The 25,506-nt window shown below is 69.6% G+C and carries 30 protein-coding genes, 2 tRNA genes and 1 pseudogene; 14 read left to right on the plus strand and 19 right to left on the minus strand.

The window, feature by feature from the left end:
* Positions 1-124: 124 nt before the first annotated feature.
* The 13 genes from ACFV9C_RS36650 to ACFV9C_RS36710 form a co-directional block, all read right to left on the minus strand.
* Entirely contained in the window at positions 125-1,045 is a 921-nt protein-coding gene (locus tag ACFV9C_RS36650) for a DUF1707 domain-containing protein (RefSeq protein WP_380201073.1), read from the minus strand.
* Positions 1,042-1,764: a PadR family transcriptional regulator gene (locus ACFV9C_RS36655; protein WP_380201075.1), complete on the minus strand. Its 723-nt coding sequence runs from the start codon at positions 1,762-1,764 to the stop codon at positions 1,042-1,044. The genes ACFV9C_RS36650 and ACFV9C_RS36655 overlap by 4 nt, the downstream gene beginning before the upstream one ends.
* Before the next feature lie 75 nt (positions 1,765-1,839).
* Positions 1,840-2,547: a DUF2993 domain-containing protein gene (locus ACFV9C_RS36660; RefSeq protein ID WP_380201077.1), complete on the minus strand. Its 708-nt coding sequence runs from the start codon at positions 2,545-2,547 to the stop codon at positions 1,840-1,842.
* Positions 2,537-3,448, minus strand: a complete 912-nt coding sequence (locus ACFV9C_RS36665; protein WP_380201079.1) for an NAD-dependent epimerase/dehydratase family protein — start codon at positions 3,446-3,448, stop codon at positions 2,537-2,539. The genes ACFV9C_RS36660 and ACFV9C_RS36665 overlap by 11 nt, the downstream gene beginning before the upstream one ends.
* A gap of 97 nt (positions 3,449-3,545) precedes the next feature.
* The gene (locus tag ACFV9C_RS36670; protein WP_380201081.1) at positions 3,546-4,568 is read right to left on the minus strand and encodes an AAA family ATPase; all 1,023 of its coding nucleotides are present in this window, start codon (positions 4,566-4,568) and stop codon (positions 3,546-3,548) included.
* A 131-nt stretch (positions 4,569-4,699) separates the two neighbouring features.
* Positions 4,700-5,272, minus strand: coding sequence for a hypothetical protein (locus tag ACFV9C_RS36675; protein WP_380201083.1), 573 nt, complete (start codon positions 5,270-5,272; stop codon positions 4,700-4,702).
* 195 nt (positions 5,273-5,467) lie between these two features.
* Positions 5,468-5,540, minus strand: a tRNA-Arg gene (locus tag ACFV9C_RS36680).
* A gap of 33 nt (positions 5,541-5,573) precedes the next feature.
* Complete coding sequence (locus tag ACFV9C_RS36685; RefSeq protein WP_380201085.1) at positions 5,574-6,863, minus strand: hypothetical protein; 1,290 nt, start codon at positions 6,861-6,863, stop codon at positions 5,574-5,576.
* A gap of 92 nt (positions 6,864-6,955) precedes the next feature.
* Entirely contained in the window at positions 6,956-7,558 is a 603-nt protein-coding gene (locus tag ACFV9C_RS36690) for an META domain-containing protein (protein ID WP_380201087.1), read from the minus strand.
* The gene (locus tag ACFV9C_RS36695; protein WP_380201089.1) at positions 7,555-8,049 is read right to left on the minus strand and encodes a SigE family RNA polymerase sigma factor; all 495 of its coding nucleotides are present in this window, start codon (positions 8,047-8,049) and stop codon (positions 7,555-7,557) included. The genes ACFV9C_RS36690 and ACFV9C_RS36695 overlap by 4 nt, the downstream gene beginning before the upstream one ends.
* Before the next feature lie 92 nt (positions 8,050-8,141).
* Complete coding sequence (locus ACFV9C_RS36700; protein WP_380201091.1) at positions 8,142-9,317, minus strand: alpha/beta hydrolase; 1,176 nt, start codon at positions 9,315-9,317, stop codon at positions 8,142-8,144.
* A gap of 124 nt (positions 9,318-9,441) precedes the next feature.
* Positions 9,442-10,029 (minus strand): dihydrofolate reductase family protein, encoded by a 588-nt coding sequence (locus ACFV9C_RS36705; RefSeq protein ID WP_380201093.1) that lies wholly within the window; start codon positions 10,027-10,029, stop codon positions 9,442-9,444.
* Between the two features lie 127 nt (positions 10,030-10,156).
* Entirely contained in the window at positions 10,157-10,756 is a 600-nt protein-coding gene (locus tag ACFV9C_RS36710) for a hypothetical protein (RefSeq protein ID WP_380201095.1), read from the minus strand.
* Between the two features lie 196 nt (positions 10,757-10,952).
* Between ACFV9C_RS36710 and ACFV9C_RS36715 the strand changes: the two genes are divergently transcribed.
* From ACFV9C_RS36715 to ACFV9C_RS36730, 4 genes are read left to right on the plus strand one after another with little or no spacing between them, the layout of a single operon-like run.
* A complete protein-coding gene (locus tag ACFV9C_RS36715; RefSeq protein ID WP_380201097.1) occupies positions 10,953-11,720 on the plus strand; it encodes a hypothetical protein in 768 nt (255 codons plus the stop codon).
* A gap of 17 nt (positions 11,721-11,737) precedes the next feature.
* Positions 11,738-11,878, plus strand: coding sequence for a hypothetical protein (locus tag ACFV9C_RS36720; RefSeq protein WP_166679625.1), 141 nt, complete (start codon positions 11,738-11,740; stop codon positions 11,876-11,878).
* A complete protein-coding gene (locus ACFV9C_RS36725) occupies positions 11,875-12,519 on the plus strand; it encodes an alpha/beta fold hydrolase (protein WP_380201099.1) in 645 nt (214 codons plus the stop codon). Before ACFV9C_RS36720 ends, ACFV9C_RS36725 begins: the two co-directional genes overlap by 4 nt.
* A gap of 4 nt (positions 12,520-12,523) precedes the next feature.
* Entirely contained in the window at positions 12,524-13,036 is a 513-nt protein-coding gene (locus ACFV9C_RS36730; protein WP_380201101.1) for a GNAT family N-acetyltransferase, read from the plus strand.
* Between the two features lie 31 nt (positions 13,037-13,067).
* Here ACFV9C_RS36730 and mscL read toward each other — a convergent pair whose 3' ends face one another.
* Both mscL and ACFV9C_RS36740 read right to left on the minus strand, forming a co-directional pair.
* Entirely contained in the window at positions 13,068-13,469 is a 402-nt protein-coding gene (gene mscL / locus ACFV9C_RS36735; protein WP_380201103.1) for a large conductance mechanosensitive channel protein MscL, read from the minus strand.
* Positions 13,470-13,586: 117 nt separating this feature from the next.
* Entirely contained in the window at positions 13,587-14,204 is a 618-nt protein-coding gene (locus tag ACFV9C_RS36740; RefSeq protein ID WP_380201105.1) for an SAF domain-containing protein, read from the minus strand.
* Between ACFV9C_RS36740 and ACFV9C_RS36745 the strand changes: the two genes are divergently transcribed.
* Positions 14,203-14,460, plus strand: a complete 258-nt coding sequence (locus ACFV9C_RS36745; RefSeq protein ID WP_380201282.1) for a hypothetical protein — start codon at positions 14,203-14,205, stop codon at positions 14,458-14,460. The two genes, ACFV9C_RS36740 and ACFV9C_RS36745, sit on opposite strands and share 2 nt — an antisense overlap.
* Before the next feature lie 14 nt (positions 14,461-14,474).
* On the opposite strand, the pseudogene ACFV9C_RS36750 reads toward ACFV9C_RS36745, so the two are convergent.
* Together ACFV9C_RS36750 and ACFV9C_RS36755 are read right to left on the minus strand one after the other, a co-directional pair.
* Positions 14,475-14,615: pseudogene (locus ACFV9C_RS36750) on the minus strand (FmdB family zinc ribbon protein); the annotation flags it as partial.
* A gap of 77 nt (positions 14,616-14,692) precedes the next feature.
* Positions 14,693-15,154: a DUF1203 domain-containing protein gene (locus ACFV9C_RS36755; RefSeq protein WP_380201107.1), complete on the minus strand. Its 462-nt coding sequence runs from the start codon at positions 15,152-15,154 to the stop codon at positions 14,693-14,695.
* 78 nt (positions 15,155-15,232) lie between these two features.
* Between ACFV9C_RS36755 and ACFV9C_RS36760 the strand changes: the two genes are divergently transcribed.
* Positions 15,233-17,773, plus strand: coding sequence for a penicillin acylase family protein (locus ACFV9C_RS36760; RefSeq protein ID WP_380201109.1), 2,541 nt, complete (start codon positions 15,233-15,235; stop codon positions 17,771-17,773).
* 3 nt (positions 17,774-17,776) lie between these two features.
* Here the strand turns inward: ACFV9C_RS36760 and ACFV9C_RS36765 are convergent, their stop codons facing one another.
* Both ACFV9C_RS36765 and ACFV9C_RS36770 read right to left on the minus strand, forming a co-directional pair.
* Positions 17,777-18,835 (minus strand): serine hydrolase domain-containing protein, encoded by a 1,059-nt coding sequence (locus ACFV9C_RS36765; RefSeq protein WP_380201111.1) that lies wholly within the window; start codon positions 18,833-18,835, stop codon positions 17,777-17,779.
* The gene (locus tag ACFV9C_RS36770) at positions 18,829-19,395 is read right to left on the minus strand and encodes a 5-formyltetrahydrofolate cyclo-ligase (protein ID WP_380201113.1); all 567 of its coding nucleotides are present in this window, start codon (positions 19,393-19,395) and stop codon (positions 18,829-18,831) included. The genes ACFV9C_RS36765 and ACFV9C_RS36770 overlap by 7 nt, the downstream gene beginning before the upstream one ends.
* Positions 19,396-19,460: 65 nt before the next feature.
* Between ACFV9C_RS36770 and ACFV9C_RS36775 the strand changes: the two genes are divergently transcribed.
* The 8 genes from ACFV9C_RS36775 to ACFV9C_RS36810 all read left to right on the plus strand — a co-directional run bounded on the left by ACFV9C_RS36775 (position 19,461) and on the right by ACFV9C_RS36810 (position 25,287).
* Positions 19,461-20,846 carry a UTP--glucose-1-phosphate uridylyltransferase gene (locus ACFV9C_RS36775; RefSeq protein WP_380201115.1) on the plus strand — a complete coding sequence of 462 codons (1,386 nt, stop codon included), beginning with the start codon at positions 19,461-19,463 and terminating at the stop codon, positions 20,844-20,846.
* Positions 20,843-21,328: a GNAT family N-acetyltransferase gene (locus tag ACFV9C_RS36780; RefSeq protein ID WP_380201117.1), complete on the plus strand. Its 486-nt coding sequence runs from the start codon at positions 20,843-20,845 to the stop codon at positions 21,326-21,328. The genes ACFV9C_RS36775 and ACFV9C_RS36780 overlap by 4 nt, the downstream gene beginning before the upstream one ends.
* Positions 21,329-21,385: 57 nt before the next feature.
* Positions 21,386-22,603, plus strand: a complete 1,218-nt coding sequence (glp, locus tag ACFV9C_RS36785; protein ID WP_380201119.1) for a gephyrin-like molybdotransferase Glp — start codon at positions 21,386-21,388, stop codon at positions 22,601-22,603.
* A 22-nt stretch (positions 22,604-22,625) separates the two neighbouring features.
* The gene (gene moaC / locus ACFV9C_RS36790) at positions 22,626-23,144 is read left to right on the plus strand and encodes a cyclic pyranopterin monophosphate synthase MoaC (protein WP_380201121.1); all 519 of its coding nucleotides are present in this window, start codon (positions 22,626-22,628) and stop codon (positions 23,142-23,144) included.
* The gene (locus tag ACFV9C_RS36795) at positions 23,141-23,629 is read left to right on the plus strand and encodes a molybdenum cofactor biosynthesis protein B (RefSeq protein WP_380201123.1); all 489 of its coding nucleotides are present in this window, start codon (positions 23,141-23,143) and stop codon (positions 23,627-23,629) included. Before moaC ends, ACFV9C_RS36795 begins: the two co-directional genes overlap by 4 nt.
* Entirely contained in the window at positions 23,629-24,246 is a 618-nt protein-coding gene (locus tag ACFV9C_RS36800; protein WP_380201125.1) for a GNAT family N-acetyltransferase, read from the plus strand. Before ACFV9C_RS36795 ends, ACFV9C_RS36800 begins: the two co-directional genes overlap by 1 nt.
* A 97-nt stretch (positions 24,247-24,343) precedes the next feature.
* The gene (locus ACFV9C_RS36805; RefSeq protein WP_380201127.1) at positions 24,344-25,141 is read left to right on the plus strand and encodes a hypothetical protein; all 798 of its coding nucleotides are present in this window, start codon (positions 24,344-24,346) and stop codon (positions 25,139-25,141) included.
* Between the two features lie 73 nt (positions 25,142-25,214).
* A tRNA-Ala gene (locus ACFV9C_RS36810) sits at positions 25,215-25,287 on the plus strand.
* Positions 25,288-25,506: the final 219 nt, after the last annotated feature.

The following is a 25,506-nucleotide window of genomic DNA, read 5'->3' on the forward strand; positions in this document are numbered from 1 at the left end:
GCCCGAACTCCTTCGCGACCTCCCGCGCCGCGTCGTCCCCGCGTTCCACGGAGAAGTCCAGCACTCTCCAGGATCAGCGCGCCGTTGTCCATGCGCCGGACCTTACGGCCCGGCGCCGACAGTTTCAGTGCTGCCAGCGGCGGCGGGAGATGCCGCTGAGCATCACGATCCAGAACACGCCCCAGAGCAGCCACGGTGCGGTGAGCGCCACCGAGCTGATCACGAGGCCGATCATCAGGAACGGCGCGATCATCAGGAACGCCGGCGGTGGTCCGTGACGGCGTACCGGCGGACCGACCTGCACGGGCTGCAGCGCGCCCGACCGTGGGAGCTCGTCGAACAGCGCCTCGAACTCGTCGGCGTACCGGGCCTTGGTCGCCCGCTCGCTCCGCTCCTCGAACTCCTCCTGCGTCAACCGCCCGGCCACGAAGTGCTCACTGAGCATCGCCACCGCCTGATCCCGCTCGGCATCCCCGACCCGCACCCGCTTCGACGGTACGTCGCGCTGGGTCGAACCCCCGCCCAACGTCCGCCCGTCCGTGGAGCTGCCCACCCCGCTCACCAGCCCGTCCCACGAACCACCAGCGTCCGGCGCACCGCCCGCTGACGGCCCGCTCCACGAGCCGCCGACGTTCTGCGTACCGCCGGCTGACTGTTCGTTCGAGGAGCCGCCGGCGTTCTGCGTACCGCCGGCTGACTGTTCGTTCGAGGAGCCGCCGGCGTTCTGCGTACCGCCGGCTGACTGTTCGTTCCACGAGCCCCCGGTGTTCTGCGTCCCGCCTGCCGGCTGCCCGTTCCACGAAGAGTCCGCGCCGTTCTGCGGGTTGTTCTCGTTCGCGGGGTTGCTCCAGGCGGTGGCGCGCCAGTCGCCAGACCAGCCGCGGGCGTGCCAGTCGCCGCCCCAGTTGTGCCGGCGGGAGCGGGTGCCCGGGTCGTCGAACCAGCCGTTCCAGGCCTCGTCCCAGGTCGGGCCGCCCTGCCAGTCGCGCCGGCGGCGGCCGGCGGGACCGCCTCGGCGCCGGCGGTCCCGGTCGGCGGGGCTCATGACGGGTCCTGCTCGCTGTCGTCGCCGGACTCCGCGAGGATCGCGTACAGCTTCCGGCGCAGCTCCACCACTGCCTCGCGGGCCTTCGCCTGCTGCTCCGGCGTACCGCTCGCCAGCACCTGCCACATCGCCGTCGCGACCTGCCCGAACAGCGGCTTGAACCCGTTCTCGTCGTCGCCGGACGGCGCGCTCATCGCCTCCCACGGCGCGGACACCTCGTCCTGGTGCTCAGCGACGTACGCGCGTCCCTCGTCGGTCAGCCGGAACGTCCGCCGCCCGACCTCCGCGTCCGCCGTCACCAGCCCTTCGTCCTCGAGCTGCTGCAACGTCGGGTAGATCGAGCCGGGGCTCGGCTTCCACCCGCCGCCGCTCCGCTCGGCGATCTCCTGGATGATGCCGTACCCGTTCATCGGCTGCTCGGCGAGTACGGCGAGGATCGCCGCGCGCACGTCCCCGCGCCGCGCCTTCGGCCCACGCCAGCGCGGCGGCGGCGGACCCCACGGCGGCGCGAACATCTGCCCGCCGCCGAACATCCCCCACTGCGGCCCGAAGCCCTGGTGCCCGCCGCGGTGTCCCTGGTACCCGCGGCGGCCGGTCATCGCCGCGCGCAGCTCGTCCTTGATGTCGTCGAAGGAGGGGCAGTTCCGCCCGACCTCCCGCTCGAACTTCCGCACGAAGTCCTGCCACGGGAACCCCGCGGCGTACGCCGATCCGGTCATCTCGACCACCCGTCCCTCACGAATGTGATTGCGATAGTTCGACGATATATCGCGAACCATCGCAACCCAAGGGAGTCACCGGGTGAAGCTGAGGTCCTGCACAGTGGCGCTCAGGACCACCGCGTTGTCCTGGACGGCAACCTGCGTCAGCTGCGCGTTGTACGGGAGCTTCGGAATCTCGATCCCGCTGGTGAGCTGACTCTTCAGGGCGGCCGGGATCGAGCCGGCCTGGTCTCCGAGGTCGAGCGCGATCTTGCCGTTCTGAAGCTGCGGCGTCACCGGTATGTCGACGTTGATCCCGTTCGCGGCGTACTTCAGGTGCAGCTTGCCGCCGACCGACTCCATCGAGAGTCCGGTGATGTTGGTGGTCTTCACGGCCAGCCGGCCGAGCTCCCGCGGCGACAGCCGCACCTGCATGTCGGTGGTGCCGACGGTGACCGTGCCGCTCTGGCCGAACAGCAGCGACCGCGGTACGTGCACGTTCTTCATGTCGACGGTCAGGTTCTCACCCGGGATCTTCGCGAACGCCGGCTTCCCCATCGTCAACGTGACCTTGGAGAAGTCCTGCTTGATCAGCTGCGGAAGGAACCCGAACCCGCCGATCTTCGCGGAGACGTCGGCGGAGCGCACCTGGTACTTCGCCGCCTCCTTCTGTGCCATCGACGCGAGCTGGTTCTGCGCGACCACCGCCGCGATCCGGTCGACCGCGACCAGTAACACCACCAGCACCACCAGCGTCACGACGAGCCGGCGCAATCCCCGGCCCTGCCTGCTAGGACTCATTACTACTGCCCTTCCCGATCATTTCCCGGAGCGCGTCGTCGGTCGGCGCCGCTTCGATGCCGAAGGCAACCGTAGCGGCGGTCGAGTCGACCACGAACGGCCGCTGCCACTGGTACTGCATCTCCACCATCTCCCGCGCGGCCGGGTCGACCAACCCGGCTAGCCGGAGTACCACCGCCGGCATCGCGGTCACTCGCGCCGCCGGTGCACCCGCCAGTACGGCGGCCCGGGTGGCGAGCTGGTTCACCGACAACGGCTCCGGTGTCGGTACGTGCCAGGCGCGGCCCCACGCGGTCTCGTCGTCGGCGACCGCGATCAGCGTCCGCGCCACGTCACCGACGTACGTCCAGCTGTGCGGCGCGTCGAGGTCGCCCGGCAGCATCCCGCGCGTCCCGCGCACCACCTTCGGCAGCACGGTCACGCTGAACGGCGACACCGCGCCGGCGCCCAGGTAGTCGGACCCGCGGACCTCGGCGGTCCGGATCCGTCCCGCCTCGTGCGCGCTCAGCTGGTCGTTCCACAGCTGCGCGCGGACCTGCCCCTTCACGGTGTTCGGCCGCAGCGGGAGGTCCTCGGTCATCGGTCCGTCGACCGGCCCGTACCCGTACAGGTTCCCGGTGGTGACCAGCACCGCCCCGGACGCCTCCGCCGCCGCGATCAGCGCGGCACCCAGCGGCGGCCACTCCGTCGTCCACTTGTTGTACGCCGGTCCCGCGCACGAGTAGATCGCCGTGGCGCCGTCGACGTACTGCGTCAACCCGGCCTTGGCGTCCGCCGCGACCAGCTCGGCCCCGTCCGGGCCCGCGCCCGACCGGGTGATCACCCGAACCTGCTCGCCGCGCGCCAGCAGGAGTCGCGCAACGACGCTCCCGACCGCACCAGCACCCACTACGACCCGCACACGCTTCCCTTCCAGCAGACCAGCCCACACAGTACCGATCAAACAGCCTGCGTATTCACGGCAGCTGAAGGTCTTCTCAGGTTCGGTGTCTCCCGACTCAGCTTGGGCGTTTTCCGACCGCCGGCGGCCACCGGTCCGCGATCCACTCCCGCCAGCCGGCGAAGCCGTCCGGCGGATCACCGACCGGATCGCTTCCGTCCAGCTCACCCGCCGTCGGTACGTCGAACCGCGCCGCCCACGAGGCCAGCTCGTCGTCCGAGATCGGCCAGGTGTCCTCCGGCCGCGCCGCCAGCCGCTCGTCCAGCCGCCGCCGCTGCTCGTCCAGCGACACCTCGAAGTACCGCACCTCCGCCCGCGCCCCCACCCGCGCCGCGGCATCCCGCAACGCGTCCCGCTCCTCCCGGCTCCACAACCCGAAGTCGATCACCACATCCACCCCGAGCTCCAGCCCCCGCAACCCGATCCCGATCAACCGCCCCTCAACCACATCCGAAGCCACCTCCGGGTTGTCGTCCCCGTACAACGCCTTCATCCACTCATCCTTCGTCAACCGAAGCGCCCCCACCTCACCCTCCACCCGCCGAGCCCAAGTCGTCTTCCCGGTCCCCGGCAACCCGACTGTCAAGTACAAGGTCGGCCGACGGATCTCGGCCAGCATCTGCTGGGTGAACGGATCGTCCCTCGCCCACTCCTGCAGGCTGAACGGCTTGCTGCCCGGCGTCGGCATCGAGTCGTAGCTGCGGACGGTCGGATCGTCGACCACCCCGGCCGGCGGCTCGTCGTCGCCGCGCAGGGTCCGGTACTGCTGCGTCGACATCACCACCAGCACAGGGTCACCGATACCCACCAGCATCGGCTGCCCGAACGTCCCACGGCGTATCGCCTCAACCAATTCAGGCAATTGCCGGCCGAGTACGTCGGGAGCGACAACCCCGGGCCGCCTTCCAAGGGTCTCGTCGCCGTCGAGGTCGTCGTACTGGCCATAGCTCGCGATGACCGCCTCAGGTACACCGCCGTCGCCGAACGCGAACGCATGCGTCTCGCCGTTCGTCATCCGCCGTACGACCCCGGCAATGTCAGCGGCAACCTCGGCAACAGACCGCAACTCGGGCGTGGACATGCCTCAGATCGTAGGTGGCTTGAGTCTCTCCCCGCGGCTCGCCCACATCCGCGTTGTCGACGCCGCCACCGAAGAACTGCTGCGCGACCGACGTTCTGCGTCGACACGTGCCCCAGTGAGCCTGCCGAGCCTCAGCGGCGTTTCGACGGCTCGACGAGCTTGAGGTTCGCGTTGATCACTTGCGAGAACCGCCTGCCTGCCTGAGAGTAGAGGAACTTGATTCCGTCCGACTCCAACGGCCGGGCGCTGGTCTCGACCTTCACGTGCAGGTAGATCAGCTCGTCGTCCGGCAGGCTCTTCCCGGCCTTCAGCGTCAGGCCGCTGAATTCCTGTGAGGGCCGAGCCGCCGGATCGTAGGCCGACCCGCTGCCGGTGTCCCAGGTAAGGGGCACACCAGCAACGAAGTCGTTCTTCTTGAAGGTTCGGGCGCCGACGAACGTCATCCCGTCCGGCAAGGTCCCCGGGGTGATCGCCTCGAGCGTCACCTGCTTCCCGGAGTGGTTGGTCGGAGCCGGCACCAGGTACCAGAGATCCTCACCGGCGCGCACGGTCGGCAAAGCGATCTGGTACGACCCTTCGTCAGCCCCGAAGGCGTCACCAACCCGGACCTGACCAGAGTCGTCCATGCGCCTCCAAAGGACCGCCCCGACCACGGCACACGCCACCACCACGAGCGCGGCAGCGAGCGCGGTCCTCTTCCTCACCAACGACTCCCTCGCCAGTAGCTGTAGAAGATCTACCGCGCAGCCTCCGTGGCGAACTTCGGAAGCGCGCCTGCCGACCGCCGCCGCGGTCGCATCGCCCCAGCTTGTGGGACGCGACTCTCCGGCAACTCCGCGGCTACCAACAGGTACAGCTGCCCATACAAACATCTGTATGAGCAGCTGTACGGAACCGAGTGCCCCCGGCAGGATTCGAACCTGCGACGCACGGTTTAGGAAACCGACGCTCTATCCCCTGAGCTACGGGGGCGCACGCGGGGACAGCTTAGCGGAGGTGGGGTGGTCAGCCGGTCAGGGCGGTGACGCCCAGGTGGCCGGCTATCGAGTTGTAGCGTTCGGCGTAGAGGGTGGTGCAGCGGGAGGCGGCGCAGCCGGCGCCGGCGAAGGTGATGCCGCGGATGGTGGCGGAGCTGCTGCCGCGGCGGGAGTAGACCGGGCCGCCGGAGTCGCCGCCGATGATCGCGACCAGGCCGCCGCGGGTCGCGCGGATCACGTACGTCGTGCAGCCGTCGGTGTCGCAGTAGCTGGCCGACGTGGAGCGGACCGTGAGGTTGCACACCGACGTACTGAAGCTGCCGGACTGGCAGACGACCGTGCCGACGCCTGGGTCGCCGCCGCCGGTGACCGTGCGGGTGTTGGCGGTGTCGCCGGGCCCGTCCGTCCAGATCTTCGCGCCGTACGAGCTGCCGGTGATCAGCGACTGGTCGTAGTCCGGGTAGTTCGTGCGGACCGTGGTCGTGCCGTAGTAGTTCGTGCCCGACTTCCACACCGTCCCGGGCCCGCCGCAGTGCCCGGCGGTGACCGAGCCGCGCTGGCCGTTCGAGCGCCGTACGACGGAGAACCCGGCGGAGCAGTTCTTGAGCGCGGACGTGATCCGCGCGCCACCCCAGTGCCCGCCCTTCGGGGTGTCGCTGAGCCGCGACGTACGGGCGAGCGAACCCGCCACCAGTTGTACGCCGGACAGCGCGCGGAGGCCCGCGAGTGAGGCGGGGGAGGTGGTTGCCTGGTCGTACTCGACGACGACGTTCTCGCTGGACGGGTCGAGGTCGGCGGAGAACGTCGTACGGGCGGCATCGTCGGACCATGCGCGCTTGCCGACCGTCCGCCAGGTGTCGGCGATCGCCCGCGCCGAGCGGCAGCTGTGCTCGACCTTCACCAGCTGCTTGCCGGCGGTCGGGACGTTCCGGGCCATTGCGGACTGGTACTTCTTGGTGTCCACGTTCGCCGAGTCGACGACGACCTCGTACCCGGTGGCGGCGGAGCCGACCACGCCGAGGACGCCCTGGCTGAGCCCGTACGGGAGGCCGGACTTCGGGCGGCCGGTCGCGTCGAGCGGCTCCAGCGACCGGATCGCGGCCGAGATGCCCTCGCCGAGCGACTCGCCGAGCGGGCGGGCGTCGGACGCGGACGTCGGCTGCGCGAGCCGGGTGGCCTCGGTCGAACTCGCGCTGGGCTGTGCGTGGGAGCACGCCGCGGCGCCCGCCACCGCACCCGAGGAGGGGGTGGCGAGGGCGACCGCGAAGAGTGAGACTGAGCCGAGTGTGACCAGCGGGACGGTAACGGAGAGTCGCACGAAGCTCCCAAGATCGGTGGACCAACCACTAGATGGTCCGTTCAGGAACTCCGTTCCGTCAAGAGCTGATCACGTTCCGCTAGCAGAATCGACTACCGTGCGCGAGCGTAACTCGCAAGTCGAGCCCCGTCGGCACCGAAGAACTCGAGCGTGTCGCCGGTGATCGCCACCCGCTTGGCCGCCGTCAGTACGCCGGTGTGCGGCACGTTGTCGCAGCCGATCATGTGCTGCGGCCCGACCGTCGCACTGAACGCGCCGCGCTGACCGATGCTGTACGTCCCCTGCAGGCCGTTGCAGCCGTCCGAACCGGACCACGTGCCGTTCGCCTTGAACACGATCACCGGATCGTCGGGCCGCGCCTTCTTCAGCGCCGTGAAGCCGGTCATCTGCTGCACACGCCAGGTGCCGGACACGGTCTGCGCGGTCACCGCCTGCTGGGACGGCGTCGTCGCGGCGGACTGCGGGCCGCCGGCGACCGGTGGCTGGGCGGGCTTGTTCTGCGAGCCGGCCAGCCCGAAGGCCGTGACGGCAACGGCAGCCACCGCGACCGCTGCTGCGCCGGTGCCGATCCAGGTACGGCGCTGGGCGCGCCGGGCGCCGGTGGTGGCGCGTTCGGTCAGGTCCGCGCTCTGCGGCACGCTGGCCGCGGCGCGTTCGAAGGTACCTCGCAGGTCGTCCTCGAGATCGGTGCTCACTTCAGCCTCTCATCGACGCGATGTGATTCTTGGGTTTTCCGCAGCGCCGCCAGCGCCCGGCTGGCGGTGGCGCGGACGGAGGACGGCTTGATGCCGAGCAGGTCGGCGATCGTCTGGTCGTCGAGGTCCTGGTAGTAGCGCAGGACCAGCACGACCCGTTCGCGTGCGGACAGCCTCGCCAGCGCCTGCCACAGGCCGTCGGAGTTCGCGATGCCGGTGGCGTGGTCGGGCACGGTTCGCTGCGGGTCCAGGTCGGCCGTCGGTGCCTCGCTGAACGAGCGCCGCCGGGTCATCGACAGGTACTCGTTCACCAGGATCCGCCGGACGTAGTGGTGCGGGTCGTCCGCGGTACGCACTTTCCGCCACTTGCGGAACGCCTGCATCAACGCGATCTGCGCCAGGTCCTCCGCCCGTTGGTAGTCGCCGGAGACGGTGAACCCGAGCCGCACCAGTTCCTGTCCGCGGGCGGACACGTACTCCTCGAACTCCACTCGCCACTCCCTGGCTGGGCGTACAACTCCTCACACCTATTAGACGCATCGAGTCCCCCGGCTGCTGCACCCGTTCCCGCACAGTTCGATCTCTAGTGCAGCAGGAAGGTACGGACGGCCTGCCGGCCCCGTGGATCGCGCTGCACGCTGTGGCCGCTGCCCGGTATGACGACCAGTTGTGCCGCCTTGGCGTGCGCCTGCTCCCATCTGGACCAGTCCAGTGGGCAGAACAGGTCGTTGCTCCCGTGCAGGATCAGTGCGCGCGGCAACAGTTCCTGCGCGGCCGGGTACGTCGACACGCGAGCGGCCGGCCAACGCAGGCAGCCCTGGATCATCAGCTGGGCGCGGGCGGTCGCCACGTCGTACGGGTACAGCCGCTTCGGCTCCAGGCGGCGTACTGCGTCATCGAGCGCAGTCTGGTGGTTGGGCTTGCCGGACCATGGGAAGTGGAGGTCGGAGCACAGAGTTGCCATGTGGAGTCCGGCTGAGAGTTCGTCGTACGGCAGGCCCTTGCTGGTGGTCCGTTGGATCAACTCCTTCAACGTGGAGTCGTCGCCGTTGCGTGCTGCGTGCAGAGCGGCTGGGATCCCGTTGAGCGTCGGGTTGACCGAGTTGAGGCTCGACACGGACAGCATCTCCATCAGGTCGGTGCCGCTCACCCCGTGCCGCACCAACCACGCCAGGTCCGCCACGGGGTCCGTCGTACATGCATGACAGGCCGACCGGAGTACTGCGCTCGTTGCTGCCATCAGGTCGACGCCCATCGGGTCGAAACCCTTGTGCGGTACGACGGAGTCCAGCACGAGCGCCTGTACGCGGTCTGGGTACTTCAGGCCGTACTGCTCCGCGGTGAAGCTCCCGTACGACGTCCCGTCGAGCGTCAGCCGGTTCACCTTGAGGACCTGGCGCAGCTGTTCGATGTCGTCGACGGTGTCCGGCGTGCCGTAGTACCCGGCGTTCGAGCCGAGCTGTTCGGCGCACTGGTCGACGGCCGCGGCGGGTGGCGTGAGGAAGTCGGAACCGCCCACAGTCTCTTGTAATGCAGGGCAATTGAGACCACCGGCTCCGGTACCGCGCTGGTCGAACATGACGAGCCGGTACTCCCGCAGTACGTCCGGATCCACGTTGTGGCTGAGCGTGGGAATCGCGGGCTGACCCGGGCCGCCGCTGAGCAGCAGGAGCACGCCGCGCGGAGCGTCGACGTTGTCGGCCGCGATCACCCGGAGGTCGAGCGACGGCCCGTCGGGACGCTGACGGTCAAGCGGCACGTGCAACGTCGTACACGTGAATCCCTCGGCGCAGGAGGTGCCCGTCGGCTGGTGACTCGAACAGGCCGTGCAGGCCAGAACCAGCGCACAGAGCAGACGGGAGAAACGCATTCGTCGGCGCCGATCAGTCGGATCGAAGTCGTCGGTAGTTCGTGATGGTGACGCCGGTGTTGCTCAGCAGGCTGCTCGACACTTCGAAATGCGTCAGCCGGGCGCCGTCGCCGAACATCCGCTTCCCGCTTCCGAGGAGGAGCGGGAAGGTCAGCAGCCGGTACTCGTCGACAAGATCGTCCTGGTTCAGGGCCCGCACAAGCTGTGCGCTTCCGAAGACCACGATCTCGCCCGACTCCCCGGATCGGAGCCGCTGTACCTCGGCAGGCAGGTCGGGGCCGAGGCGGACCGTGTTGTGCCAGCTGGGATCGGTCAGCGTCCGTGACACCAGGTACTTGGGCATCCGGTTCATCGCGGCGATCGCCGGTTCGGTCGGGTCGGTCTGCTCCCAGTCGGCGACGAAGTTCTCGTACGTCCGGCGCCCGAGCAGCATGCCCTGCGCGTTGGAGGTCGCCGTACCCATGAACCGGGCCACGGTCTCGTCCATGTACGGCTGGACCCAGCCGCCGTTGGCGAAGCCGCCGTCGGTGTCCTCGTCCGCGCGCAGCGGTGCCTGCACGACGCCGTCGAGCGAGATGAAGTTGATGACCACGACGCTCACCTCGACCACGGTAGCGGCCAAAGGGGCGCCGCAGACCTGCCTCGCGGGTCGACCTCGGAAGGGACCCGCGAGGCAGGCGCGGCTCGACCCCACCCGGACGGCTTCGGGGTGCGCGTCCGGGACGGGGTCAGCGGAGGCCGAGCGACTTGATCAGCTCGGCAGTCACCTGGCGGGGCGCCGGCAGTACGCCGGGCTTGCCCTGCCCTTCCAGCGAGGTCGCCACCAGGCGGCGGCAGCCGAAGGCCTCGGCGGTGAACGACAGCACACCGCGGTCGTTGTCGGTGAACCGCAGGACGTACGTCGGGCCGAGCTCCTTCGTGCAGATGCTCGGCTTCTTCGCGACGGGTTTCGCCGCGTTCACCAGCGTGAACAGTTCGGTGGCCTGCTTGCCGGTGCGCTTCGTGGTGACGGTCGCGTAGTCCAGCCCGGTCGCCTGGGCGTCGTACTGGCAGATCGTCACACTCACCGGGACGAACTTCGACGCGGCGACCCCCTGGCCCCAGACCACCTTCTCGGTGGCGGTGCGGACGGCGGTGATGGTGCTCGGGCAGTCCATGCTCGGTTTGCCGCTGGGGGTGGGGGTGCTGCTCGGGGTGGGCGACGGGGTGTCAGTGGGCTGGGCGGCGGGCGGGGACGAGGCGTTCTCGGTGCCGCAGGCGGCGGCGATTCCGAGCACAGCCACGACGAGCGTCGCACCGATCAGGCCCCGTGTCCGTTGTGCACTCACGACTCGGTCCTTCCGGGTTGGCAGGGGCAACATGATGGTGGACCGGGGTCTCACCCCGCGTGCCGGAACATCACGGCGGGGCGTCTATCCGGTCACGTCGCCCGATCGATCCGCAACCGAGGCACAGCTGTAACCTCCGCGCACTGGCCACCCGTCGAGCTGCCGGTGTCCCCGTCCGCCCCTAGGATGCTGTGTCGTGGGCAGGAAGAAAGCGAATGCGGAAGCCGCCGCGCAGCGGGAGTGGGAGCTCGGGATCGACTGGGCGCGCTGGCTGCTGGACGGCAACATGCCGCAACCGCTCCGGGTGTACGGCGTCGTCCTCGAGCCGAACGAGTTCGCCTACCTGCAGACCACCGCGCAGTACTCCCGGCTGTACGGCGGCAGCGGGCGCTACACGACCAGCGGCGGGTTCTTCATAGGCAAGCCGGGGATGGTGCTCGGCATGATGGCCGCCAACGCCGCGGTGAACGCGAGCCGGAAGGCCGCCGCCAAGCGCGACATGCAGGCGTCCTGGCGGGACGTCCAGGAGCTCCCGGTGCTGGCCACCAACCTGCGGCTGATGTGCCATCTGCCGACCAAGGGCTGGATGAGCTTCTACTACAGCGCGGTCCAGGAGTTCTATCCCGATACGGAGAACTGGTCGATCACCTTCGGCTTCCAGAACGCCGTGCCGCTGCGGATCGCGGGCCTGAGCACGCCCACGCTGGCCGTGCTGTCGGCGTGGTGCGTGCACGGGAACGGCCGCTGGCACGGGGAGCCCGGGATCGCACCGCTGGTCCAGGCCGCGCTCGCCCCGCGCCCACCCGCCGCCGAGGTCCCGTACGACGCACCCGCCGAGGTGCCGTACGACGCCAACTCCGAGATCCTGGACGAGACTCCGGGCAACCCGCCCGGCGACCGGACGACCGGCAACGCGTACGAGGACCTGCTGCGCTCGAAACTCAATCCCGAAGACCGCGGCTGACTCGGTAATCTGGACACATGACGAGCCCGTACGAAGACGACGAGCCGCTGCTGCCTGAGCAGACCCGCGACGACGACCCGCGCACCTGGGGCGACAACGACTTCGGCAGTGACGACGACGATCGCATCCTGAACGAGGTCCCGCCGCACCACGGATGACGACCTCGGTGCTCCTCGTCCACGGCGGCCTCTGGGACGCCATGGACGCAGCTGCCTTCTGGGGCACGCCGGGCATCACCGCCGGGCTGACCGCCGCGCTCGATCCGGACGGGTCGGGGCGGGTGGAACTGCTCGCGCCCGACCGGCCGCCGCGCGCCGCCGGCTGGGACCTGGAGGTCGCCGCGCTCGGTGAACACCTGGCGAAACGTTCCGGTCCGGTAAGAATCGTTGGCGCCTCCAATGGATGTACGGCCGCCGTCCTGCTGGCGGTGAGGTTTCCGGAACTTGTCGACCGGTTGCTGCTGGCCTGGCCGGCCACCGGCGACGACCCCGCGGGGAACGAGCGGGCCCGGGCCGGGATAATGAACCGCGGTTGTCCGGCCGATGTCGCGGACGGACTGCTCAGGGGTGGAATTCTGCGTGGGGTACCGGATCCGGAGCTGGCGTCGCTCGACCGGATCCGGGTGGCGGTGTTGCCGTCGGTGCCGGAGAATCCGTCGCATCAGCGGAAGACGGTCGAGAAGTTGCTGCGCTCGATCCGGGGGAGTCGCGAGCTGGCCGGGTGTCCCGAACCGCCGACGCCCGGATTCCCGCCGTTCCTGGATCAGCTGGTGCGAACGATCGTGGAGTTCGTCAACTGAGGGGATGAGCGTGGAGCTTCGGGGGTTCGACGACGGGTACGGGGTCCAGGTCGCGGGCTGGGCCGTGGACGAGAAGGAAGTCGCATTGCTGTCCGGGCGGGTGGCCTACCCGTTCCCGGAGGAACTGCGGTCGCGCTGGCAGACGGCCGACGCGGACATCCACTCCTATCTGTTGTTCGACGGCGAGCAGCCGGTCGGGTACGGCGAGGTGTGGCTGGACGACGAGGAGGACGAGGTCGAGCTCGCCCGGATCATCGTGGACCCGGCGGTCCGCGGCCGCGGCTTCGGCGGCGAGCTCGTCCGGGCACTGCTCGGGCCGGCGCTGGACGCCGGCTATTCGGAGGTGTTCCTGCGGGTCCGTCCGGAGAACGCTCCGGCGATCCGCGCGTATCACCGCAGCGGCTTCGTCGACGTCCCCGCCGCGCTGATGGAGGAGTGGAACGACGGCCAGCCGGTCCCGTACCGCTGGATGCGGTACGCGGGCGAGCAGGTGGGCACTGGCGAGCTCAGGGGCTGAGGATGATGCACCCACCTGCCTGCGGCGGTGGTTACCGGTCGGCCTGCCGCGCGCGCAGCAGGTCGCGGATCTCGGTCAGCAGCTCCTGGTCGGTGGTCAGCGCCTCGGCCTCCGCCTCCGGCTCGAGTCCGCGCTTGCGCCGCTCGTTCAGCTTGTTCAGCGGCAGCACAATGAAGAAGTAGATCGCCGCGGCGACGAACAGGAAGTTCAGCGCCGCCTGCACGATGACGCCGATGTGGAACTCCGCACCGTTGATCGTGAAGAAGAACAGCTTGCTGGCGTCCGCCTTGCCGAAGATCGCCGCGACCAACGGGTTGATGAAGTTGTTCACGAGCGCCGTGACGATCGTGCCGAACGCTGCGCCGATGACGACGGCGACCGCGAGGTCGACGACGTTGCCGCGCATGATGAATTCCTTGAAGCCCTTGAGCATTGTGGTGCCTCCACGAAGCGGGTGGTTGTACCCCGACAAGGTAGGGCCGCAGGATCGCCCGCGCGAGGGACCGCGCCGCACCGCGACGCATCGTGCCGCCGCGAACTCACACTGCGATCACCCGGTGTCCGGCGCCAGCGCCACACTGATGCGGGAATTCGTACTGGCCTGGGCCAGTCGGGTCGCGACGTCCGGCGCGGTCGCGACCACGACCAGCGCCCCCGACGTACCCGATCGCGGCGCCGGCAGGGCGACCACGGCGACCGACCGAGCGAGCAGCGTCGCGGCGTCGGCGTTCGTGCCGCCGGCGGCGTACAGGTTCACCCGGTCGCCGACGCGGAGGAGCCCGGTGATGTCAGTATCGTCGATGTGGAACGGGTAGGCGACCGAGCCGGACGGCACGGCGGGTGGCGCCAGGAAGCGGGCGTCAGTGAGCGGCTCGCCGGCTCTGACCGGGCCGCTGAGCACCCGTGTGGTCAGCTCACTGCCAGGTCTGAGCGCGCCGGCGGGCACGGCGCCAGGAGGTAGCTCGACGGTCCGTACGTCGGCCCTGGCCGGCGGGGCGCCGCCGGTGAGATCGCGTGCGGCGGCGAGCACCTTGACCGTCGGCGGCGGTGCGGGGGAGAGGGCGAGGAGTCCGAAGTACACGGCGGCTGCCGCGGTGGCGCCGGCCAGTAGCCGACGGTGCCACCGGGCGGCCCGGAGCAGGTCCCGGAACAGCGAGGAGAGATTCATGCCGGAGAAGGTACGAGTTTCGCCGGCACCCGCCGTTCAGTTATCCACAGGCAGCCGTCAGGCCGCGCTGGTCCCCGAGGAGGACGAGCCGCTCGACGACGAGCTGGCGGACGAGGAGGTCGACGAGGACCCCGACGTACCGGACGAGTTCGACGAACTCGAGGACGTGGAGGACGCCGAGGAACTGCCCGAAGAGGACGAGTCGGACTTCGCCGGCACCGAGCCCTTGCCGGAGGACCGGCTGTCGGTGCGGTAGAACCCGGAGCCCTTGAACACCACGCCCACGGCGTTGAAGACCTTGCGCAGGTTTCCCTGGCAGTTCGGGCACACGGTCAGCGCGTCGTCCGTGAAGCTCTGGCGCACCTCGAGCGCTTCGCCACAGTCGGTGCACTGGTACTGGTACGTCGGCACGGTCGGTTCCCTTCAAGCCGCTGGCACTCCTACTACCCGACTGCTAATAATGCGCCAGCGGCCCGAAGTATTCCAACTCAGGCCTGTCGGCGCACCGTGAAGTTCCAGCAACCGGCCACCACATTGCGCACCTGAACGGTGTCCACGACCGGGTCCTCGAACAGCCGGGCGAGCTCTTTTTCGCTCGTCCCAGCCTCTGCGACGACACCGTCCAGCATCTGGCCCGCGCCGTCGTACGGCCGGAGTACCGCCCGCCGGTCCCGGAAGTCGATCGGGAAGCCCGCGCCCGGCGCTGGGCAGTCCGTCAGGTGGACGAAGACCGGCCCGACCTCGGCGTACGGGCCGCCGGCCTCCATCGGCCGGTGCGCGACCAGCGCGATCCGCTCGCCCGCGCCTGCGATGGTCAGGCAGCAGCGGAGCGGCTCGCCGCCTTCGGAGGTCCGGGAAACGACGGCGTTTCCGAAGTCGTCGTGGCGGTTGCGGCGGATCCGGTCCAGCTGGGAACCCGGTACGCCCTCATACCTCAACTCTGCGTTCATGTCGAGGGAACGCAGAGCAACGCAAAGTTGTGAGGGACCCCATTTGGGGAGGGCGCCCGCATTCTCTACGGTTGGTCCGTGCGTCGCCTGCTTCGAGTCGTCATCATCAGCGGAATCGCCCTCGCCACGGTCCTCCTGGTGATCGCCGGTACCGCCGTCTACGTCGTCCGCCACTCGTTCCCGACGTACGAAGGAACGATCGATCTGGAGGGGCTCGACGGTGACGTGAACGTGGTCCGGGACGCCAACGGCATCCCGCAGATCTACGCCGACACCCCGGCGGACCTGTTCGCCGCGCAGGGGTACGTCGCGGCGCAGGACAGGTTCTTCGAGATGGACTTCCGCCGGCACGTGACGGCGGGACGGCTCAGCGAGCTGTTCGGCAAGACGGCGCTCGAGACCGACAAGTTCGTCCGGACCCTCGGCTGGCGGCGGACCGCGGAGACGGAGCTGCCGCTGCTCAGCCCGAGCACCCGGCAGTACCTCGACGACTACGCACGCGGCGTCAACGCCTACCTCTCCACGCACAGCGGCTCCGGCCTCAGCCTGGAGTACGGCGTCCTCTCGCTGCAGCCCGGTGGCCCGAAGAACTACCGGCCGGAGCCGTGGACGGCGGCCGACTCGCTCGCCTGGCTGAAGGCGATGGCCTGGGACCTGGGGGGCAACCTGGACGAGGAGATCACCCGCACCAAGCTGCTCGCGGCGTTCCCGGCGCGCAACATCGAGAGCCTGTACCCGCAGTACCCGTACGACCGGAACCAGCCGATCATGTCGTCCGGCTCGGTCGGCAAGGACGGGAAGTTCAGCGCCAGCCCGGTCAGCACCGAGGTACGCCGGAGCATGCTCACGCAGGACCTGCTCAAGTCGCTGGACTCGGTGCAGAGCGTCGCCAAGGGCCTGCCGGAGCTGCTCGGTCAGGGTGACGGCGTCGGCTCCAACTCCTGGGTGGTGTCCGGAGACCACACCACCACCGGCAAGCCGTTGCTGGCGAACGACCCGCACCTAGGCGCCACCATGCCGGGCATCTGGACGCAGGTCGGCCTGCACTGCAACAACGTCGGCAAGGCCTGCCCGTTCGACGTCTCCGGCTTCAGTTTCTCCGGCCTGCCCGGTGTGGTGATCGGGCACAACAACGCGATCTCCTGGGGCTTCACCAACCTCGACCCGGACGTCCAGGACCTGTACCTGGAGCGCATCGACGGCAACAACGTCCTCTACAACAACAAGTGGCGCGCGATGGCCACCCGTGAGGAGACGTTCAAGGTCGCGGGCGAGGACAAGCCGGTGAAGATCACCGTCCGCGAGACCCGGCACGGCCCGTTGATCTCGGACGTCGGTGAGGACGAGCAGAAGGTCGGTGAGATCTCCGCCTCGCAGGCGAAGTACCCGAAGGCGTACGGCGTCGCGCTGCAGTGGACCGCGCTGAACCCGGGCAAGACCGCCGACGCGCTGTTCGCGATCAACACCGCGCAGAACTGGACCCAGTTCCGGGCCGCCGCGGCGCAGTTCCAGGTGCCCTCGCAGAACCTGGTGTACGCCGACACCGACGGCCACATCGGCTACCAGGCCCCCGGGCTGGTGCCGATCCGCTCGGTCGGCCGCGGCGACTGGCCGGTGCCCGGCTGGGACCCGAAGTACTACTGGAAGGGCTACATACCCTTCGACGCGATGCCGACCGAGCTCGATCCGCCGAGCGGGATCATCGTCACGGCCAACCAGGCGGTGGTGCCGAGCACGTACTCGTACTACCTGACCAACTCCTGGGACTACGGGTACCGCGCGCAGCAGATCCTGGACCGGATCAAGGCCGCCGGGAAGCTGGACGTGAACGCGATGGCGTCGATCCAGCTGGACACCAAGAACAAGGCCGCCGAGATGCTGGTGCCGTACCTGCTGCGGATCAGCATCAACGACGCCTTCGACCGGCAGGGCCAGGACACCCTGCGGAACTGGGACTTCACCCAGCCGCCGGACTCCGCGGCCGCGGCGTACTTCAACGTCGTCTGGCGCAACCTGCTCGCGCTGACGTTCCACGACCAGCTCCCGGACGGCACCTGGCCGGACGGTGGCTCCCGCTGGTTCGAGGTGATCCACACGCTGCTCGGCCAGCCGAACAGCGGCTGGTGGGACGACATCAGGACGCCGCAGCGCGAGAGCCGCGACGACATCCTCCGTGAGGCGCTGGTGAACGCCCGTACCGAGATCACTCAGAAGATGGCGCGTGAGCCGGCCAACTGGCAGTGGGGTCGGCTGCACAAGCTCACGCTGACCAACCAGACGCTGGGCAAGTCCGGGATCGGTGTGGTCGAGAAGATCTTCAACCGCGGCCCGTACGAGCTCGGCGGCGGTACGTCGATCGTCGACGCCACCTCCTGGGACGCGTCCGTGGGGTACGACGTGACGTCGACGCCGTCGATGCGGATGGTCGTCGACCTGTCGAACTTCGACCAGTCGCGCTGGATCAACCTGACCGGTGTCTCCGGGCACGCGTACTCGTCCAACTACACCGACCAGACCGAGCTGTGGGTCAAGGGCGAGACCCTGCCGTGGGCTTACACGAAGGGTGCGGTCGAGGCGACCCGCAAGCACTCCCTGACCTTCACCAAGCCGGACAGCTAGCAGCTACCAGGCGGGCGCACTGGCCTCGGCGAACAGCTCCTCCGGCCAGGTCCAGAGCGCCCGCTGCGTCAGCAGGATCGAGATGGTCCCGTCAGCGGTGGTCGACCAGAGCGTGCCCAGCCCGCCGGCCCAGCCGTACCGCCCGTCGTCGCCGACGGACACCCCGTAGCCCCAGCCGGTGTCCGGCCCGAGGAAGTCACCAGCCCCAGCTCGCTGTTCCGGTGTGAGGTGGTCCGTCGTCATCTCTGCGACCGCCTCCCGCGACAGCAGGTCACCGCTCTGCAGCATCCGCGTGAACGCGTGAAAGTCGTCCACAGTCGAGATCAGCCCGCCGGCGGCGTCCGGGAACGACGGCGGCGCCAGCCACTGACTCTCAGACGCTGTATCGAGCACGTCCTCCCCGACGTACGCCGTGGTGAGCCGAGCCGGGTCCGCCGCGGTGAACCCGGTGTCGTGCATCCCCAGCGGCTCGAACAACCGCTCGCGCAGGAACTCCTCCAACGGCTGCCCTGCGACCCGTGAGATGAGTACGCCGAGCAGATGCGAGCCCGTGGCGTACAGCCACCGCTCACCCGGCTGGTACTGCAACGGCAACGTCCCGAGCCGCCGCATCCACTCGTCCGGCTCCAGCTCCGTCCGCGGGATCGGGGGCCCGAACGTCCGTACGCCGAGATCCTCCTCCCGCTGCCGCAACGAGGGGTTGTCCGACTCACCCAGGCCCAGCCGGAACGTCAGCAGGTCCCGCACGGTGATGGCGCGCTCGGCCGGCACCGTGTCATCGGCTGGCCCGTCCGGTGCTCGCAGTACGACGGGATCGGCAAGCTCCGGCAGTACGTCGGCCGCGCGTGCGTCCAGGGACAGCCGGCCGTCGTCGACGAGCAGCATGGTCGCGGCTGCCGTGATCGGCTTCGTGAACGACGACACCCGGAACAGGCTGTCCCGCTCGAGGTCAGGACCGTCGTACGCCGTCCTGCCGTGGATCTCCAGGTGGGTCTCGTCGCCACGGCTCACCAGGCTGATCAGCCCGGGTACGACACCGTTGTCGACGTACGTGTTCAGCATGAGTCGTCTGCCGATCTTCGCAGCGGGATCAAACGATTGGGTGTGAGCGCGGCGTCCACCGGGCGGTCGTGTGAGTCGGACGGGAGCGTGTCGACGACCTCCGTGTCGTACACGGCGGCCCACACCGGCGTACCAGGACGGACACGGGCCAGGGCCCGGTCGTACGAGCCTCCGCCGCGTCCTAGCCGTACGCCGTCGTACGCGACCGCCACGGCCGGGCAGATGACCAGGTCGGCGGTGGCGATCGCGTCGGAGCCCAGGTCGATCGGGGGCTCCGACAGCCCGAGCCGCCCGGGCACCAGGTCCGCCGCGCCGGGCGCAATACCCCAGCCCAGGTCGTTGTCGGCGTACAGGATCGGCAGCAGCACCTCGCGGTGTGTCGCGAGCAGCCAGTCGATCAACGCACCGGTCTGCGGCTCAGGGCCCATGGATACGTACAAAGCGACCCGGTACACAGCCGGCAACACCTGTTGGGCGCTCGCCAGCAGTCCCTCCGCGTGGTGCCGAGCACCCCGCGCGTCGAGGAACTGCTGCCGCGCCACGGCCTTCGTCAAGTACACCTTCTGATCGTATGAGCGTGACGCGGGCAACACTGGGATTACCGGCTGTCCCCTAGGGTTGGTGCATGGGTGAGGTGGGTCTCAGACAAGCGCAGGAGAAGATGCGCGCGGCCGGTGCTGCCGACGTTGCAATACGCGTCTTCACGCACTATTACCGGCTCCTCGAATCCGGGCACCAGGGCAAGATCCCCGAGGACGACATCGAGCCGGTCGGCGACCTGCCGCACCTGGACCACCTGGACACCGACCCGGACGCGCTCCGCGCCGCGCTCGCCGAGACCGTGGTGATCAAGCTCAACGGCGGCCTCGGTACGTCGATGGGCGTCACCGGCCCGAAGTCCGCGCTGCCGGTCAAGGACGGGCTGAGCTTCCTGGACATCATCGCCCGGCAGATCCTGGCGACCCGGCGCAAGTACGACGTACCGCTGCCGCTGGTGCTGATGAACTCGTTCCGCACCAGGACCGAGTCGCGGCGGATCCTCGGCGAGTACGGCGGGCTCGCGATCGACGGCCTGCCGCTCGACTTCCAGCAGAACATGGAACCGAAGCTGCTCGCCGACGACCTGACGCCGGCCGAGTGGGAACCGGACCCGGAGCTCGCTTGGTGCCCGCCCGGGCACGGCGACCTGTTCACCGCGTTGGTTGCCTCCGGCACCCTCGACGCGCTCCGCGAACACGGTTTCCGGCACGCGTTCATCTCGAACGCCGACAACCTGGGGGCGACCCCGGATCCCCGGATCGCCGCCTGGATGGCGGAACATACCGTACCGTTCGGTATGGAGGTCTGCCGGCGGACCCGGTCGGACCGCAAGGGCGGGCACGTCGCGGTCCGGAAGTCCGACGGGCGGCTGATCCTGCGGGACAGCGCCCAGGTCGCCGAGGAGGACACGCGGTACTTCCAGGACATCGGCCGGCACAAGATGTTCAACACCAACAACCTGTGGATCGACCTGGACCGGCTGGCCGAGCTGATGGCCGGGCACGACGGGATCCTCGGGCTGCCGATCATGGTGAACCGCAAGACCGTCGACCCGGCCGACCCGACGTCGCCCAAGGTGATCCAGTTGGAGACCGGGATGGGTACCGCGATCGAGACCTTCGAGGGGTCGCAGGCGGTGATCGTGGACCGCAGCCGGTTCAAACCGGTGAAGACCACCAACGACCTGCTCGTGCTGCGCTCGGACGCCTACCAACTGGACGAGGCCGGCGAGCTGACCACGATGCACGACGGCGACGAGCCGTACGTCGACCTGGACCCGGAGTACTTCAGGATCCTCGCCGACTTCGAGGCCAGGTTCCCGGCCGGGGCGCCGTCGCTGGTCGCCGCCGACCGGCTGGCGGTCCGCGGTGACGTTGCCTTCGGCAAGGATGTGGCGGTGGTCGGGGACGTCGAGGTGACCGCGCCGGCCGGCGAGCGCCGGGTGATCCCGGACGGAACCGAGCTGCGTTGACCGACGACCTCCTGGTCCGTCCGCTCGAGCCGTCCGACACGGCCGAGGCCGCCGCCGTCTGGTGGCGGTCGCGGCACGCCGACGGGTCCCAGCTGCCGCCGGCGATCCACACCGCGGAGCAGGTCGCGGGCTGGTTCGCCGACGTACTGCTGCCGGACGGCGAGACCTGGGTCGCGCTCGACGCGGACCGGATCGTCGCGGTCCTCACCCTCGACGGCGACGACCTCGACCAGCTGTACGTCGCCCCGGAGGCGGCCGGGCGGGGGATCGGCTCGGTGCTGGTCGACCTGGCGAAGGACCTCCGTCCCGGCGGGCTGGCGCTGTGGACGTTCCAGACCAACCTGCGGGCCCAGTCCTTCTACCGGCGGCACGGCTTCCACGAGGTACGCCGTACGGACGGCGCAGCGAACGAGGAACACGCCCCGGACGTACGGATGACGTGGGGCGCGCACCCCGAATCGGAACCCGACCGGACTTCTTGACGCACTCCTCCGGAACTATCGAGGGAAACCCGCGAGCCGTCGATTAAGGTCGGGCTCGTGAGACGAAGTGTGGATGAGCATCTAGAGGTCGTACTCGGACGGGTGACGGCCCTGCCGGCGTTCGATCAGCCGTTGATGGACGCGGTCGGGCTGATGCTCTGCGAGGACATCGTCTCGGGGGTGAGCCTGCCGGGGTTCGACAACTCGGCCATGGACGGGTATGCCGTGCAGGCCGCGGACCTGGCCGGTGCCTCGGACGAGAACCCGATCAGTCTGCCGGTGGTCGGGGAGTTCCGGGCCGGGCGCAGCGAGCCGATCGTGGTCACCCCCGGGACCTGCGTGCGGATCATGACCGGCGCGCCGATGCCGCGCGGCGCGGACAGCGTCGTGCCGGTCGAGTGGACCGACGGCGGGACCGTCACGGTCCGGGTCACCCAGCAACCGCCGGTCGGCGGGTCGGTGCGGTATGCCGGCGAGGACGTGACGGCCGGTGCGCAGGTGCTCGACCCGGACACGGTCCTCGGCCCGCGGCAGATCGCGGTGCTCGCGGCGGTCGGCCGGGCCCGGGTGAAGGCGCGACCGCGGCCGCGGGTCGTGGTGATCTCGACCGGCGCCGAGCTCCGCGAGCCAGGCAGCCGGCTGGGCGACGGGCAGATCTACGACTCGAACAGCTACACCCTGGCGGCGTGTGCGCGCGACGCCGGTGCGGTCGCGTACCGGGTCGGCATCGTCGACGACAACCCCAAGCGGATCATGGACACGCTCTCCGACCAGCTGGTGCGGGCCGACCTGGTGATCACCACCGGCGGCGTCAGCATGGGGGCGTACGACATCGTCAAGGAGGAGCTGTCCAAGCTCGGCACCGTGGACTTCCCGCAGGTCGCGATGCAGCCCGGCAAGCCGCAGGGGTTCGGCGTGATCGGCGACGACGAGGTGCCGATCTTCACACTGCCCGGCAACCCGGTCTCGGCGTACATCTCGTTCGAGGTTTTCGTCCGGCCCGCGCTGCGCAAGATGATGGGGCAGATGCCGTACCGGCGGACGCTGGTCCCCGGCGTCACGCTCGACGGGTTCAGCTCACCGGCGGGGCGGCGGCAGTTCGTCCGCGCCGCGGCCACCTCCGGCGACGAGGGCTGGATGGCCAGTACAGTCGGCGGGCACGGCTCCCACCTGCTGGGCGGCCTGAGCCGCGCGAACGCACTGATCGTCGTGCCGGAGGACGTCACGTCCGTCCGGGCCGGCGACCAGGTCGAGCTGATGCTGTTGGACGAATGACCGTGCTGGACGAGGAGACTGGATGACGCGCGACCCGGGTGCGACCCCGCCTGGCTCCGGTACGCCGGGACCCGGCCGGCTTACCCACGTCGACGAGACCGGCGCCGCGCGCATGGTCGACGTCTCGGCGAAGGATGCCGGTGCCCGACGGGCCGTTGCCAGCGGCAAGGTTTTCGTGTCCGCCGAGGTGGTGACGGCGCTGCGCGGTGACGGCGTGCCGAAGGGCGACGCGCTCGGCGTCGCCCGGATCGCCGGGATCATGGGCGCGAAGCGCACCCCGGACCTGGTGCCGTTGTGCCATCCGATCGCGATCACCGGTGCGAAGGTCGACCTGGAGGTGGCCGACGACGCCGTACTGATCCGGGCGCAGGTGAAGACCACCGACCGGACCGGCGTCGAGATGGAGGCGCTGACGGCGGTCGCAGTCGCGGGGCTCGCGGTCATCGACATGGTGAAGGCGCTGGACCCGGCGGCCGTGCTGTCCGACGTACGGGTGGAGCTGAAAGAAGGCGGCAAGACCGGGCACTGGGAGCGGCCGTGAGAGCTCTCGTCGTCAGCATCTCGAACCGCGCCGCCGCCGGCGTCTACACCGACACGACCGGTCCGCTGATCGCAGCACGCCTGGCTGACTGGGGTTTCGACGTAGCGGGTCCGGATGTCGTCCCGGACGGTACGCCCGTCGGCGAGGCGCTGCGGGCCGCGGTCGAGTCGGCGTACGACGTGGTGCTGACGACCGGCGGTACAGGGATCTCGCCGACCGACGAGACGCCCGAGCAGACGGCCGCTGTACTGACGAAGGTCGTGCCCGGGATCGCGGAAGCCATCCGGGCGTACGGCATCGCGAACGGCGTACCGACCGCTGCACTGTCCCGAGGGCTGGCCGGCGTCGCCGGTAGTACGGTCATCGTCAACCTGCCCGGATCACGGGGTGGTGTGAAGGACGGTCTCGCCGTGCTCGAGCCGCTGCTGCGGCACGCGGTCGAGCAGGTGCACGGCGGTGACCACGTGCGGACGGACACCGACTGATGGCGATCGTGCAATGGCCCGTGGAGTTGAAGCACGGGCAGGTCGGCCTACGGCCGCTGCGGACCGGCGACGGCAGCGAATGGGCCGCCGCCCGCCAGCGCAACGTCAGCTGGCTACGGCCGTGGGACGCCACCCAGCCACCCGGTGCCGAGGACGGTGCGCGCACGTTCCGCGCGATGGCCCGCGACTGGAACCGGCAGGCCCGCTTCGGACGGATGCTCCCGTTCGTCATCACGTACGGCGGTGCCGCCGGCGCCGGTGCCCGGGCGAAATGGCCGCTGGTCGGACAACTCACCGTGTCCGGAATCACCTACGGATCGGCGCGTTGGGCGAACCTCGGCTACTGGGTCGACGAGCAGTACGCCGGCCGCGGCATCGTGCCGACCGCCGTCGCGATGGCCGCCGACCACTGCTGGTTCACCCTCGGCCTGCACCGGATCGAGGTGGCGATCCGCCCCGAGAACAAGGCAAGTCTGCGGGTCGTGGAGAAACTCGGCTTCCGGTACGAAGGCGAGCGGCCGAGGTTCCTGCACATCGACGGCGACTGGCGCGACCACCGGATCTTTGCCCTCAACATCGAAGAGGTCGGACCCGGTCTCGTAGCGCGACTGACCTGACTACGGTGCGTGCTATTCACATCAGTCACACGAGTCTTCTTGCGACACACCGCGCCACGTACCCCATCTGGCCCCCGCCGCGCCTTAGCGTCGTCGCATGGGGACGACAGGACTGATCTATGTGGCGATCGTCGCCGCGTGGGCTGCCTATCTCGTCCCGATGTGGCTGAAGCGCGGTGACGAAGCCCGGCGCAAGCCCGTCGTGCCGTCGTCCGACGAAGCCCGGGTGCTGTCCCGCGATCCGTCCCGGCCCCGGTACGTCGTACGCCCCGCCGGATCCACCGCCGCCGACGACCCGTCGCCGCCGGCGAAGTACATCCCGAACCGAGCCCGCCGGGTGGCCGCGATGCGCCGCCGGCGGGTGCTGTCGATCCTGACGCTTTCGCTGCTGTCCGTCGTCGCCCTCGCCGGCCTCACCATCCTGCCCTGGTGGACCGTCGCGGTGCCCGGGGCAACGATCGCCGGATTCGTCGTACTCACACGGGTTCAGCTGCGCCGGCAGGCTCGCGCACGGGCCGCGGCCGCCGCGGAACGCCGTACCCGGGTCCGCGCCAAGCACGACCGCGGACCCGCCGGCAAGCCCGCCCCGACCCCCGACGAAGAGCTGACCATCGAGGTCAAGCTCCCCGCCGAACCCACCCCTGCTCCCGCCCCGGCCGCCAAGAAAGAGAAGCCGGCCGCGGAAGGCCTGTGGGACCCGGTGCCGGTGACGCTGCCGACGTACGTGATGAAGGAGAAGGCCCCCGACCGCACGGTCCGGACCATCTCCCTCACCGACGACGAAGTGTTCTCCAGCGCCCGTACCACCGACCCCGCGGAGAAGCCCGCCGCCACCGAAACCCCGGCCCCCCAGCCGATGGTCGAGCCAGAGGTGAAGCGCGCCGTCGGCGACTGATATCCGGTTTTAGATCGCGGCCCTCTCCGTGTTAGAGTTTCGCGGTCGCCAGGGAAACCCGGCGAGCAAGCCTGGGGCTGTGGCGCAGTTGGTAGCGCGCTTCGTTCGCAACGAAGAGGCCAGGGGTTCGAATCCCCTCAGCTCCACGAAGGCGATGGGCGAGGTGTGCCGACGGAAAGCGTCGGCTGCCTCGCCTTCGTCATTTGTGCGGCTGCGCTTCGCTTGCCGCAAGCGGGGGCTCCGCCACCCGCACCCCCAGCGCCGTCGCTGCGCTCGGCGGCTGTGGCTGGCTTGGGCAGGTCGGCGCGGGTAGGCCTTCGCTTCGCTCGGCTGTTTGGGTTGGGGTGGGTGGGCTGCTGTGGGTG

This window comes from Kribbella sp. NPDC059898, from assembly GCF_042730855.1.
Classification (GTDB): domain Bacteria; phylum Actinomycetota; class Actinomycetes; order Propionibacteriales; family Kribbellaceae; genus Kribbella.

Bases quoted from the DNA above. Each gene is read 5' to 3' on its own strand.
- ACFV9C_RS36650 (WP_380201073.1), bottom strand. From the start codon at position 1,045: ATGAGCCCCGCCGACCGGGACCGCCGGCGCCGAGGCGGTCCCGCCGGC.
- ACFV9C_RS36655 (WP_380201075.1), bottom strand. From the start codon at position 1,764: ATGACCGGATCGGCGTACGCCGCGGGGTTCCCGTGGCAGGACTTCGTG.
- ACFV9C_RS36660 (WP_380201077.1), bottom strand. From the start codon at position 2,547: ATGAGTCCTAGCAGGCAGGGCCGGGGATTGCGCCGGCTCGTCGTGACG.
- ACFV9C_RS36670 (WP_380201081.1), bottom strand. From the start codon at position 4,568: ATGTCCACGCCCGAGTTGCGGTCTGTTGCCGAGGTTGCCGCTGACATT.
- ACFV9C_RS36720 (WP_166679625.1), top strand. From the start codon at position 11,738: ATGACGAGCCCGTACGAAGACGACGAGCCGCTGCTGCCTGAGCAGACC.
- ACFV9C_RS36725 (WP_380201099.1), top strand. From the start codon at position 11,875: ATGACGACCTCGGTGCTCCTCGTCCACGGCGGCCTCTGGGACGCCATG.
- ACFV9C_RS36730 (WP_380201101.1), top strand. From the start codon at position 12,524: ATGAGCGTGGAGCTTCGGGGGTTCGACGACGGGTACGGGGTCCAGGTC.
- mscL (WP_380201103.1), bottom strand. From the start codon at position 13,469: ATGCTCAAGGGCTTCAAGGAATTCATCATGCGCGGCAACGTCGTCGAC.
- ACFV9C_RS36745 (WP_380201282.1), top strand. From the start codon at position 14,203: ATGCCGGAGAAGGTACGAGTTTCGCCGGCACCCGCCGTTCAGTTATCC.
- ACFV9C_RS36740 (WP_380201105.1), bottom strand. From the start codon at position 14,204: ATGAATCTCTCCTCGCTGTTCCGGGACCTGCTCCGGGCCGCCCGGTGG.
- ACFV9C_RS36755 (WP_380201107.1), bottom strand. From the start codon at position 15,154: ATGAACGCAGAGTTGAGGTATGAGGGCGTACCGGGTTCCCAGCTGGAC.
- ACFV9C_RS36765 (WP_380201111.1), bottom strand. From the start codon at position 18,835: ATGCTGAACACGTACGTCGACAACGGTGTCGTACCCGGGCTGATCAGC.
- ACFV9C_RS36775 (WP_380201115.1), top strand. From the start codon at position 19,461: ATGGGTGAGGTGGGTCTCAGACAAGCGCAGGAGAAGATGCGCGCGGCC.
- moaC (WP_380201121.1), top strand. From the start codon at position 22,626: ATGACGCGCGACCCGGGTGCGACCCCGCCTGGCTCCGGTACGCCGGGA.
- ACFV9C_RS36800 (WP_380201125.1), top strand. From the start codon at position 23,629: ATGGCGATCGTGCAATGGCCCGTGGAGTTGAAGCACGGGCAGGTCGGC.
- ACFV9C_RS36805 (WP_380201127.1), top strand. From the start codon at position 24,344: ATGGGGACGACAGGACTGATCTATGTGGCGATCGTCGCCGCGTGGGCT.